9 protein-coding genes are annotated in these 12,161 nt (G+C 38.8%); 6 read left to right on the forward strand and 3 right to left on the reverse strand.

Annotated elements, in window-relative coordinates; all coding sequences use genetic code 11:
- The first annotated feature begins 10 nt into the window (after positions 1 to 10).
- Genes dnaB through DES35_RS00950 form a run of 4 tightly spaced genes read left to right on the forward strand, consistent with a single transcriptional unit; the run spans position 11 to position 5,752 of the window.
- Positions 11 to 1,636: a replicative DNA helicase gene (dnaB, locus tag DES35_RS00935; RefSeq protein ID WP_114365549.1), complete on the forward strand. Its 1,626-nt coding sequence runs from the start codon at positions 11 to 13 to the stop codon at positions 1,634 to 1,636.
- Positions 1,614 to 2,891 (forward strand): asparagine synthetase B, encoded by a 1,278-nt coding sequence (locus DES35_RS00940; RefSeq protein ID WP_371851073.1) that lies wholly within the window; start codon positions 1,614 to 1,616, stop codon positions 2,889 to 2,891. The genes dnaB and DES35_RS00940 overlap by 23 nt, the downstream gene beginning before the upstream one ends.
- Positions 2,891 to 3,694 carry an SDR family NAD(P)-dependent oxidoreductase gene (locus DES35_RS00945; RefSeq protein WP_037357725.1) on the forward strand — a complete coding sequence of 268 codons (804 nt, stop codon included), beginning with the start codon at positions 2,891 to 2,893 and terminating at the stop codon, positions 3,692 to 3,694. Before DES35_RS00940 ends, DES35_RS00945 begins: the two co-directional genes overlap by 1 nt.
- A 51-nt stretch (positions 3,695 to 3,745) precedes the next feature.
- Positions 3,746 to 5,752 carry an alpha-ketoacid dehydrogenase subunit alpha/beta gene (locus tag DES35_RS00950; protein ID WP_114365551.1) on the forward strand — a complete coding sequence of 669 codons (2,007 nt, stop codon included), beginning with the start codon at positions 3,746 to 3,748 and terminating at the stop codon, positions 5,750 to 5,752.
- Here the strand turns inward: DES35_RS00950 and DES35_RS00955 are convergent, their stop codons facing one another.
- Genes DES35_RS00955 through DES35_RS00965 form a run of 3 tightly spaced genes read right to left on the reverse strand, consistent with a single transcriptional unit; the run spans position 5,753 to position 9,082 of the window.
- A complete protein-coding gene (locus DES35_RS00955) occupies positions 5,753 to 7,186 on the reverse strand; it encodes a sugar transferase (protein WP_037357726.1) in 1,434 nt (477 codons plus the stop codon).
- Positions 7,187 to 7,199: 13 nt separating this feature from the next.
- The gene (locus DES35_RS00960) at positions 7,200 to 8,102 is read right to left on the reverse strand and encodes a hypothetical protein (protein ID WP_114365552.1); all 903 of its coding nucleotides are present in this window, start codon (positions 8,100 to 8,102) and stop codon (positions 7,200 to 7,202) included.
- On the reverse strand, positions 8,099 to 9,082 hold the full coding sequence (locus DES35_RS00965) for a Gfo/Idh/MocA family protein (protein WP_037357731.1): 984 nt from the start codon (positions 9,080 to 9,082) through the stop codon (positions 8,099 to 8,101). Before DES35_RS00965 ends, DES35_RS00960 begins: the two co-directional genes overlap by 4 nt.
- A 680-nt stretch (positions 9,083 to 9,762) precedes the next feature.
- Here DES35_RS00965 and holA point away from each other — a divergent pair.
- Both holA and mnmE read left to right on the forward strand, forming a co-directional pair.
- Positions 9,763 to 10,785 (forward strand): DNA polymerase III subunit delta, encoded by a 1,023-nt coding sequence (gene holA, locus DES35_RS00970; protein WP_037357734.1) that lies wholly within the window; start codon positions 9,763 to 9,765, stop codon positions 10,783 to 10,785.
- Positions 10,782 to 12,152 carry a tRNA uridine-5-carboxymethylaminomethyl(34) synthesis GTPase MnmE gene (mnmE, locus tag DES35_RS00975; RefSeq protein ID WP_037358085.1) on the forward strand — a complete coding sequence of 457 codons (1,371 nt, stop codon included), beginning with the start codon at positions 10,782 to 10,784 and terminating at the stop codon, positions 12,150 to 12,152. The genes holA and mnmE overlap by 4 nt, the downstream gene beginning before the upstream one ends.
- The last annotated feature ends 9 nt before the right edge of the window (positions 12,153 to 12,161 follow it).

Genomic DNA, 12,161 nt, shown 5'->3' on the forward strand with positions numbered 1-12,161 from the left:
AATATACCTGATGGAGCAAATCAGCCAGATAAAGCCCAAAAAAGCACAAGATGAGGCTAAAGATTACTCATTGATTTATGGCAAAGTGCCTCCGCACGATGTGGCACTGGAAGAGGCAGTACTTGGAGCTTTGCTGATCGACAACAGAGCCATCGGGGAAGTGCTGGAAATTCTACAACCGGAGCATTTCTATCTGCCCCGCCATGGAATAATTTTTTCCAGCATAAAGGATTTGTTTAGCAGAAGTGAGCCTGTAGATCTACTAACTATCAGTGCAGAGCTAAAGAAAATTGGTAAAATATCTGAAGTTGGCGGAGATTCCTACCTGGTATATCTGAGTCAACGGGTTTTTTCTTCAGCCCACGTAGAATACCACGCCAGAATCGTCCTGGAAAAATATCTACTCAGGGAGATTATTTCCATTTCAGGACAGTTGGAAAGAAAAGCCTTTTCCGATGAAACAGACCCTATAGAACTTCTTGATGAGACGGAACAAAGGCTATTTGAGCTTACCGCAGGCAATCTAAAGAAAAATTTTACCACGGCTGGAGATCTGATAAAAGATGCTCTTAAACGCATGGAAGAAATCAGCCGAAAAGAAGGGCTCAGCGGTGTATCCAGTGGTTTCAGGGCCTTGGATAGCGTCACCGGTGGCTGGCAACACTCCGATCTCATCATCATCGCAGCTCGGCCATCAATGGGTAAGACAGCCTTCGTCTTATCCCTGGCTAGAAATATGGCCATTGAAAACAATATTCCGGTAGCATTTTTCTCATTGGAAATGTCTGCTGTTCAGCTGATTATGCGTCTGATATCTTCCGAAACTGGAATCCCTAATCAAAACTTAAGAAACGGGGACCTCTCATCAGAACAGTGGAATTTGCTCTACACCAAAGCAGTAAAACTGGAAAAAGCCCCCTTGTTTATCGATGATACCCCCTCTATCTCCATATTCGATTTGAGAGCAAAATGCCGAAGACTCAAAGCCGTACATGATATTCAATGTGTCATCATCGACTATCTGCAGCTGATGACTGCCGGAACTTCAAAAAATGGAACGCGTGAACAGGAAATATCCAGCATCTCCAGAGCACTCAAGGTAATAGCCAAGGAATTAAACATACCCGTAATAGCATTGGCTCAGGTGAACAGAGCGGTAGATTCCAGGGGCGGCAGCGACAAGCGACCTATGCTGAGCGACCTGCGGGAATCGGGCGCTATAGAACAAGATGCTGATATCGTCAGTTTTATTTACAGACCTGAATATTACAAGTTTGAGACTTGGGAGGATGGAACTCCCTGTCACAATCAGGCTGAGCTCATCATCGCCAAACACAGAAACGGAGCTCTAAAAAACGTTCGATTTAGGTTTGATAATGAAACTACCTCGTTTATTGAACTGGGCATTGCCGGAGAAATGGATTCATCACATTTTAATGAAATAACTTTTGAATCAAGAATCAATAAGGAAAAAAGTCCTATTCTGACCGATTCGAGCAGCGAATCAAGTACATCTTTTCAACTTCCGGTTTTTAACCCATTTGATGTGAAAGGTTCATCGTCTACTCCTATGCATGGCAGTAAATTTGAAGATGATTTTAGTGATGAAATGGATGAAGACGACACTCCTTTTTAACAAAATCATTTGCACTCTTCTATTACTGCTTACACCTCCTTTAGTTTGGTCGCAATACCTGCTTATTCCGATGGATGAAAGCAATCAGCAAAACCATTTGAAAAGTTATGGTATAGCCTATTGGACAATTAAAAACCACACATCAATTGAATGGCTACTCAATTACAGAGGGGGTTCATTTTTAATACCCGCCAACGATGCTATAATTCGGGAATGCAGGGTAAGAGGCGTCTCCTTCGAACCGATCTCAGCTGCGCAGGCTGCACAGATCAAAGCAGAAATTTCGAGTCCAGCTGTCAATATGGATGTGGTTAAACTGGAAGTGGTACCCAAAATTGCCGTTTATACCCCACCGGGGAGCCAGCCATGGGATGATGCTGTGACACTCGCCATGGAATACGCAGAAATCCCCTATGACAAAATCTACGATCGTGAAATTCTAAACGGCAAACTAAAGGATTACAACTGGATACACTTGCACCATGAGGATTTTACTGGCCAATATGGCAAGTTTTACGCTGCATACAGAAATGCACCCTGGTACATCAGGCAAAAAAACGAGTTGGAATCACTTGCCAAAGACCTTGGATTTTCGAAAGTATCCCAGCTTAAACTTGCGGTAGTTCTCCGGCTGAAAGAATTTGTTGAAAATGGTGGCTATATGTTTGCAATGTGCTCTGCAACCGATACATATGATATTGCTTTAGCTGCTGTCGGCCTGGATATTTGCGAAAGTATGTTTGACGGCGACCCAGCCGAACCCAATTACAACTCAAAACTTGATTTTTCAAAAACTTTGGCGTTCAGAAATTTTACTCTAAGTACCAATCCTTATGAATATGAATATTCAGATATTGATATGACCAATTTCAGAAGAGTCAAACAAGAAGATGATTACTTTGGATTGTTTGAGTTTTCAGCTAAATGGGATGTGATTCCCACCATTTTGACTCAAAATCACACAAGAGTGATCAAAGGGTTTATGGGACAGACAACTGCCTTCAATCGAAAACTGATTAAACCCGGTATCGTGATATTAGGCGAAAACAAACAGCTCAATGAGGTAAGGTATCTCTATGGAATTCATGGAAAGGGCTTTTTTACATTTTATGGTGGCCACGATCCGGAAGATTATCAGCACAGGGTGGGAGATAAGCCTACAGAACTCGACGATCATCCAAACTCACCGGGATACAGGCTCATTTTGAATAACATACTTCTGCCTGCAGCGCAAAAGAAAAAACAAAAAACTTAATGACAACATTTTATTACAATAAAGTAATCTGGATTACGGGAGCTTCATCGGGTATTGGCAGAGGAATGGCTCTTTATCTGAACCAGATTGGAAATTGTACCTTGATCCTCAGTGCTCGCAGAAAGGAATTGCTGCAAATGCTGGCCCGGGAGTGCTCAAATGTAAAGGCTCATGTTTTGCCTCTGGATATGGAAGATTTTTCCCAAGCTTCTCACTGGGTAAAAAAAGCCCTGGAACTGGCCGGCCGAATAGACATTTTAATCAACAATGCAGGAATCGGTCAGTTGGGAAATTCTCTGGACACTCTCGACGAGGTGGAGGAGAAAATTATGAAAATCAATTATTTTGGAAATGTAGCACTCTCAAAAGCAGTATGCAGATACTTTATTGAAAATTCAATACACGGTCAGATTGTTGTGATTTCAAGTGTCTTAGGTCAATTTAGCCAGCCAAGATTAGCCACCTACGCTGCTTCAAAACATGCTCTTTACGGATACTATGAAGGGTTCAGAGAAGAAGTCAGAAAATACGGTATTAGGATTCAGATTGTCAGTCCAGGTTTTATTCAAACAGATGTAACACTGAATTCTTTGACACCTGATGGCAAAAAACTCAATAAAAACAGCCCAGCCCAAGAAAAAGGCATGTCTACCGAAACATTTGCCAAAAAGCTTAGCAAGGTCATTATCAAAAAAAAAGAACATGCATACATAGGGGGGCCGGAGATTTTGGCAGCTTATTTTAAACGTTTTTTACCAGATTTTTTTTATTTTCTTATGAGAAAGTTTGTCTTTAAGACCTGAAAGTACAAATATGCTCATATTTAGTTTTGCAATCCAATAAGCTCTGCTCCAATGTCCCTGAAAACGCTACAAATTAATTTTGAACTTTTTGCAGATAAGTTCAGCAAAAGTGAACTTATTGATATTTATAAAAACATCCTTCTACCAAGACTTATTGAAGAAAAGATGCTGATATTGCTCCGTCAGGGTAGAATATCCAAATGGTTTAGCGGATGGGGGCAGGAGGCCATTTCTGTCGGGGTAGCTTATGGAATGGACAAGGATGAATATCTCCTGCCTATGCACCGAAATCTTGGACTTTTCACAACCCGAGGCATCCCCTTGCACAGATTGTTTGCCCAGTTTCAGGGAAAACCTTTAGGGTTTACCAAGGGAAGAGATCGCTCTTTTCACTTTGGAAGCAAAGAGCACAAAATCGTAGGGATGATTTCCCACTTAGGTCCGCAAATGGGAATAGCCGATGGTATTGCTTTGGGAAACAAATTGAAAAACCATCGCAAAGTCGTAGCCGTTTTCACAGGCGATGGGGGGGCAAGTGAAGGAGATTTTCACGAATCCGTAAATGTGGCGGCCGTCTGGCAATTGCCGGTAATTTTTGTTATCGAAAACAACCAATGGGGTCTTAGCACTCCCAGCAGAGAACAGTTTCGATGTGAAAAATTTTCAGATAAGGGAATCGGATACGGCATACATGCAGAAACCATCGACGGAAACAACATCCTCGAAGTTATAGATTCAATACGATACTGGAAGAAAAAGATTTCCGAAGGAGAAGGCCCTCTGCTACTAGAGTGTATTACATTTAGAATGAGGGGACATGAGGAGGCCTCAGGCACTAAATATTATCCTCAGGGGCTGCAGGAAGAATGGTCTAAGAAAGATCCCGTACTTCAGTACGAAACCTTTCTACAGCTCGAGAAAATATTGGATGAAGAGCAGATTTTTACCATTCGAAAAGAAATTAAAACCTTGATCAATTCTGAACTGGAAATAGCTTTTAATGCCCCAGACGCTGAATTCGATACATTGAAGGAGTTAGCAGATGTTTATGCTCCTTTTGAATACCATGAGACAAAGCCAGCATCTGATGCCAAACGCGAGATGAGACTTTTGGATGCCATTTCAGATGCTTTGGATAAAGCAATGCAAAAGCATCCAAATCTGATTTTGATGGGACAGGATATTGCAGAATACGGAGGAGTTTTTAAAGCTACGGAAGGACTGGTTGCCAAATATGGTAAAGAAAGAGTCAGGAATACTCCTTTGTGTGAAAGTGCAATTATCGGTGCAGGTTTGGGACTTTGCATAAATGGTTTTAAAGCCATGGTTGAGATGCAATTTGCTGATTTTGTAACAGAAGGTTTTACGCAGATTGTAAATAATCTCGCAAAAATTCACTACCGATGGGGACAAAATGCAGATGTGGTGGTGCGAATGCCCACAGGAGCCGGAGTAGCAGCGGGTCCGTTTCACAGCCAGAGCAATGAATCATGGTTTACACATGTGCCTGGTCTTAAAGTAGTATATCCAGCATTTCCTTCCGATGCCAAAGGGCTACTGCTGACGGCTTTTGAAGACCCAAACCCAGTGATGTTTTTTGAACATAAAGCCCTATATCGCTCGGTTGCAGAGCATGTGCATGAAGACTATTATACATTGCCATTTGGCCAGGCCAGAATAGTACAAGAGGGCAATGATCTGTCCATCATTACCTACGGATTAGGAGTTCATTGGGCATTGGAATATGCCCGTCAAAATCCATTCATTAGTTTCGAAATCGTCGATTTAAGAACTTTGATTCCACTGGATACAGAAACAATTTTTAAATCTGTGATTAAAACAGGCCGGGCACTGGTTCTTTATGAAGATACATATACCGGTGCTTTTGGTGCTGAAATTTCTTCTCTGATTTCAGAACATTGTTTTAAATGGCTTGATGCTCCCGTGATGAGGGTAGGGTCACTGGATACTCCTGTGCCTTTTAATGCTAAGCTGGAGCAAGGTTTTCTTGCCAAAAGCAGGTTGGGTGCAGCAATAGAATACTTGCTGCGGTTCTGATTACTTTCCTCTTCCCTGAAGGACTATCAGAATAGTGTAAAACAGTATCTTTATATCGTTCAATAGATTGACATTTTCCAGGTACACAAGGTCATACTTTAGACGCTGAATCATTTCATCTACATTTTCAGCATAGCCAAATTTGACCATGCCCCAAGAGGTGATTCCTGGTTTTATTTTGTGAAGCTGTTTGTAATAAGGAGCCTTTTCCACTATTTTCTTTATGTAATATTCCCTTTCAGGCCTGGGGCCTACAATGGACATTTCTCCTTTAATAACATTAAAAAATTGGGGTAACTCATCGATTCTGTACTTTCTCATTATTCGCCCCCATGGTGTAATTCTAGGGTCTTCTTTGCAGCTGAGCTGAGGACCATTGGTTTCGGCATCTGCCACCATCGATCTGAATTTTATGATGTTGAATTTTTTCCCCTTATATCCCACTCTTTCCTGTCGAAAAAAAATATCCCCTTTACTGCTTAATTTCACCAAAACCATTGACGCCAAAAAAATTGGTGAAAAAACAATCAATACAATGATTGAAACTACAATGTCAAATACCCTTTTTATAAATGCACCTGTGACACTAAGAGGGCGATTGGGTATTTCGACCAAAGGCTCTCCATAGGACTCCAGCTTAACCTTTCCACTTAATATATCATAAGTGTCAGGTATCATTTTGATTTTTACATTTTCATCTTCGAGGAGATTCAGAATATTTTGCACCTTATTGTGCTCTTTGGATTCCACAGCTATAATCACTTCTTCGATGTCATTTTCAGAAAGAATTTTATCCAGGTCTGTATAATTTCCCAAGTAATTGAGTTTCTTTTCCAGCAAGAATTTTATGTTGTTATCCACACTTACAAAACCAACAAAGTTGTGACCGGTTGAAAAGTTTTTATTACGTAGTTTATTGTATAAGTCAACTGCATTTTGATTGCTTCCAATGATTAAGGTATTATAGGATATTTTGCCTTTTTGAATCAAAAAGTTAGTTCTCGAAGAAAGAATAAATCTGAATAAATATGTGAGTAAAAAATGATATGAAAAGAAGATGAAGAAGGATTTGTAATAATCTTTATAATTAGTCACAATATCATCAAGTATAAACAGGAAAAAAAGCAATATGGAACCAAATAATGACTGATTAAATGTCTGAAAAAATTCTTTTAGTCTTGATCTTCTGAAAATATCATTGTAAAATCCAGAAATTTGGTAAATTGAAATCCATAGTGCTGTAAATACAAATGCACCAAATAAAAAATTAATGTCAAAATCAAAGGGACTTTTTATATCAAAAAGCTTCGTTTCAATATATTTTTTACGGTAAAAAAATAGTACTGAGTAGGAGAGTATAGACGATATAATATCGAAAGTTATATAGAATGCTCTTTGTTTGGCTTCTCGCTTTTTGCGTTGCGTTGATATCATTATTTGCCGTTCACTATTCCAGGTAGAGTATTTTTATGTTGTCCAACAAAAATTCAGTTGAGCCGGAATTAGGGTCTGCTTTTACTGCTCCAAAAAAAATCTGATAGTCCAAAGCATTAACATTTCCAGAAATTTCCGGTGTCAGGTCAATATAAATTTTTCTCCACTCTCCGGGTGTTGGTCGAATTTGTACAACAGGAGCTTGAACCAGTCTGTCAAATAAATGAGCAAATACACCGACCGTAAATGGTTGATTACCTGTGAAATTCATTTCCAGAAACACCTTGTTACCGCCCTTTGGTAAAACATATCTGTTGGATGTGGCAATTTCAACCAGTGTCTGTCCGGGTGGAAGCACTACCTTGCCTGATGCGGAATTGTGTTCCGGTCGTTGCAAATTTCTGAATATGCTATCCTGGTGCGTCACTTTTACTATATCCGCGTCCGATTTATCGGTTCGTTGCAACGATATGCCGACTCCTTCAAAATCTTCAACCAATAGTACCTTGGCATTTGTACGATATCTGGCTCTGGGTAGAGAATCTGTTTCTGGTTCAAAGTAGTAGGTTTCTCCTGGTTTGAGGTCAAATGTTGTATTTGTTACTTCCAACATTGGGTATACATCCCGCATGGAACGAATTCCATTCACCGATATTCCATACCTCACCTGGACTGATTGGTTTCCTGAAAATGGAATTATAATTCTGGCAGGCAATTCGTACACTCCCAATTCCCTGTTTTCTAAAGTAACCCAGGCGCTGTTAATGGCATGTGAAGATGTGCCCTGAGTGATGTAGTCGGTTTCCATCACTACATCATCTATGACCAGATATGACGGTATGGTGGCTTTTTCAAATTGACAGGAGGCAAATCCTGATAGTACAATAATCAAAATGGAAATAACTCGTAAAATCATTGAATAAGCGTCAGATTTACCTTAATTTTCTGAAGAATTTCATGCGCCACCTCAAGCGAATTGATCCCATCGTCCAATGAAACTTCTTCAGGAGTATTGTTTTTGATTGAATGATAAAACGATTTTAATTCTGCTTCTATTGCATTGATTTGAGGAGATTCTGGTTTAAAATATTCGAGTTCTTTTACATCGCCATTTGCACTCGTTAGCGTCATAGCAAAGGGATTTTTTCCCCTATCAGCTTCAGGCACTAAGGAGATGATTTCGCTTTCTTTTTTCAGAAAGTCTATACTGATATAGGCTTCTTTTTGAAAAATTCTCATTTTCCTCATCCTCTTCATGCTGATTCGGCTCGCCGTGAGATTGGCCACAGCACCATTTACAAATTCAATCCGAGCATTTGTAATATCCGGGGTTTCGCTAATGACCGCTACACCACTGGCGCTGATTTTTTTGACCGGACTTTGAATAGCTGCCAACACCACATCAATGTCATGAATCATTAAGTCCAGGACTACAGGCACATCGGTGCCACGGGGGTTAAATTCTGCCAGTCGGTGGGCTTCGATAAACATTGGATTCTTAATCCTGTCTTTCACCGATATAAAAGCCGGATTGTAACGCTCCACATGGCCAATCTGTATTTTTACATCAGCCTCAGCATACAGTTTCTGAAGCTTGCGGGCCTCTGTAAGGGTATGTGTTACAGGTTTTTCGATAAAAAGGTGTTTTCTGCTTTTCAAGGCTTGGCTGGCCAGCTCGAAATGAGTGGTGGTAGGTGTGACCAGGTCAATGGCATCTGAAGCATCCAGCAGCGCTTCAAAGGTCGGAAATACTCTGACCCCAAACTCCTGGCCTACTTCTTCAGCAGTCTTTGGATTGGCATCGTAAATGCCACCAACTTCCCATTCCGGGATGTTTTTTAGACATTTTAAGTGAATTTTACCCAGATGTCCGACTCCTGCTAATCCGATTCGCATTTGTTAAGTGAACTTTAAGGGACAAAAATATTTATCCATCTGATGGATATACTACCCATATGAAATCGTGTTATACACATTTAGATATTGATTTGTATTTATCAGTAGTTAAGTCAATATGAGAAAGCCGGCTGATGACCTGCCTGTAAAGGAAAAATTTAATGTCTTGTGAATGCAGTGTATATCATATATCGTCCAAAAAATTTTTTGGATTAGCTCTATGATCGAATAAATTGATTCATTGTGGAATAACCTACTTGTAAAAATCTATTGTTTGCGGATTGCTGGGAGGTCATTTATAATGAATGTCAACCTCATTGTATGGTTAAATATGTAACTTAATCACAAGTATTCCATAATTCCACCAGCTAATACAGTTCATTTAAAAGCTTATGACCAATTTTCTATTTTGATGAATGACAGCTCCACTTCTATGATGTGTTTAACAAGAGAGAAACTTTCAAAAAGTTTTAATAAGAGCGGTATTTTTGCAAAAAGGATGGTTGTGTTGATAAAATTAAATGCAATTTAATCAATTGGTTCATTGAACAAGTTAAGATAATGAATTTATTTTGTGAAAGTGTTCAATAGAGAGGAAAATAAAAGTTCGTTGCAATTCATTACTTTTTGAAAAAAAATAATTTTTCAGGTTTATTTATCAATCAAAGAAAATAATATCCATGTCTGATTTTGAAAAAATAAAACAACAAATTAGTAGTAAAAATCTATCACAATTTTACCTTCTACATGGTGAAGAGCCATTTTTTATTGATAGGCTTGTAGAATTGTTTGAAAAATCTGTACTTCTGCCTGAAGAAAGAGATTTTAATCAAGTTGTTTTATATGGGGCAGAAGTTTCTGCAAAGAGAATTGTTGAAGAAGCTAAGCAATTTCCGTTTGGTAGTCCATATAGACTCGTGATTGTAAAAGAAGCCCAAAGTTTGGCTAAAAGTGATATAGAGGAATTGGAAAATTACCTTAAAAATCCCAACCCAGGGTGTGTGTTGGTGATAAGTGCAAAAGGAAAAAAAATAGATGGTAGGTCATCACTGGTTCAGCTTGCAAAAAAGAAATATGTTGAATTTTATTCACCTAAAATCAAAGACTATGAAATGGTGAATTTTATACAACAGTATTTGACTCAAAATGGAATTACAGCAAACAGGCAAGTTTGCGAATTAATCTATGAAGGGGTTGGAACAGAATTATCGGTTTTACAAAATGAAGTCGAAAAGATTAAAATTTACTACGGAAATTCCCCGATTCATTTGAGGCCGGAGGATGTTGAAAAACATCTTGGTGTCAGCAGGGAATTTAATTCATATGAATTAATTGATGCAATTTTTAACAGGGATATAGCAAAAGCACTGAGGATAATTACTTTTTATAAAAAAAATCCAAAGCAGCATGCACCGATTGGTATACTTGCTGGAATATTTAATTCATTTCAACAACTTTATACACTTCATGTAGCGGGAATAATGGATAAAGATTCTGCTTCAGAAGTATTGAAAATTCACCCATATAGAGCAGGTAATTTCTTATCATTTAAACGAAATTATTCAATGGAAGACTGCGAATTTGCATTACTGTTTTGTACTAATTGCGATGCAAGGCTGAAGGGTGTAGACAATGCAAATACTGAAGATTTTGATGTGTTGTTTGAATTGGTATACAGATTAATAAATAAATATTGGATGTGAATTCAGATACCATAGTAGCTCCTGCCACTTCAGTTGGCTCAGGAGCATTAACAATTATTCGGATTTCGGGAGATAAAGCCTTTGAAATACTTTCAAATTACTTCCGCCCCGTCAAACAAAAATCTTTTGATATAGCATTTGTTAAGAGCCAAACCATAAAATTTGGAGAGTGGCGTTCAGATGGTGAACTGATCGATGAAGTGTTGGTGTCGTTTTTTAAAGCGCCGAAATCATATACAGGGGAGAATGTTGCAGAAATCAGCTGTCATGCATCTCCGTACATTGTTAATAAAATTTTGGATTGCTGCATACAAGCAGGAGCCCGAATTGCTGAACCTGGTGAATTTACGTTTCGAGCCTACAAAAACGGTAAAATGGACCTTGGACAAGCCGAAGCTGTTGCCGACCTGATTGCCTCCGAAAGCAAAGCTGCACATGATGTGGCCATAAGCCAGCTAAAAGGTCACTTTAGCATGGAATTGGAAGATATGCGAAGCAAATTGATCGAATTTACCGGATTGCTTGAATTAGAGCTTGACTTTGCTGAAGAAGATGTTGAATTTGCCGAAAGAAAGAGGTTTTTTGAATTAATAGATTCTATTAAAACACGACTTCAGTCACTTATTAATAGCTATTCACTCGGAAATGTAATTAAAAACGGAGTACCGGTGGCTATTTTGGGTGCTCCAAATGCCGGAAAATCTACTTTGCTTAATGCCTTGCTGGGTGAAGAAAGAGCAATCGTATCGCATATAGCTGGGACAACGAGGGATGTGATTGAAGATGTCATAGTTATTGATGGAATTAAATTTCGATTTATCGATACTGCCGGTCTTCGAAATACTTCTGACGAAATAGAAGAAATTGGTATAAAAAAAGCCCTGGAAAAAGCTTCTAAAGCGAGATTAATAATTTATCTTTTTGATGTAAACAATTTTTCTGAAATTGAACAAAGTGAAATCATTTCGAAAATTAATGATGCTGCACCTGATGCTACTCTCATTCAAGTGGCTAACAAGATAGATGAATGTAAAAATTTATCTGAAAAAGATAGTAAATACATTTACATATCAGCTAAAGAAAAAATTGGTCTAGAGGAGCTTAAAAAGGTGTTGATTAGCGAAATAATTACAAATAAAATTACCGAAAATCAGATTATAGTTACAAATGCCAGGCATGTAGAGGCATTAAAGAAAACTTTGCAGGCCATACAGGATGCAGAAGTTGGATTAAAGAGTGGACTTTCAGGTGATTTGGTGGCAATAGATTTGCGACAGGCATTGTATTATATGGGTTCTATTACTGGACAGGTGGCAGCTGACGATATACTCGGATACATCTTTGCTAACTTTTGTATTGGAAAGTAAGAAAATCCC

This window comes from Schleiferia thermophila, from assembly GCF_003337435.1.
Taxonomy (GTDB): Bacteria; Bacteroidota; Bacteroidia; order Flavobacteriales; family Schleiferiaceae; genus Schleiferia; species Schleiferia thermophila.

Bases quoted from the DNA above. Each gene is read 5' to 3' on its own strand.
- DES35_RS00955 (WP_037357726.1), bottom strand. From the start codon at position 7,186: ATGATATCAACGCAACGCAAAAAGCGAGAAGCCAAACAAAGAGCATTC.
- holA (WP_037357734.1), top strand. From the start codon at position 9,763: ATGTCTGATTTTGAAAAAATAAAACAACAAATTAGTAGTAAAAATCTA.
- dnaB (WP_114365549.1), top strand. From the start codon at position 11: ATGGAGCAAATCAGCCAGATAAAGCCCAAAAAAGCACAAGATGAGGCT.
- DES35_RS00945 (WP_037357725.1), top strand. From the start codon at position 2,891: ATGACAACATTTTATTACAATAAAGTAATCTGGATTACGGGAGCTTCA.
- DES35_RS00940 (WP_371851073.1), top strand. From the start codon at position 1,614: ATGAAGACGACACTCCTTTTTAACAAAATCATTTGCACTCTTCTATTA.
- DES35_RS00965 (WP_037357731.1), bottom strand. From the start codon at position 9,082: ATGCGAATCGGATTAGCAGGAGTCGGACATCTGGGTAAAATTCACTTA.
- DES35_RS00960 (WP_114365552.1), bottom strand. From the start codon at position 8,102: ATGATTTTACGAGTTATTTCCATTTTGATTATTGTACTATCAGGATTT.
- DES35_RS00950 (WP_114365551.1), top strand. From the start codon at position 3,746: ATGTCCCTGAAAACGCTACAAATTAATTTTGAACTTTTTGCAGATAAG.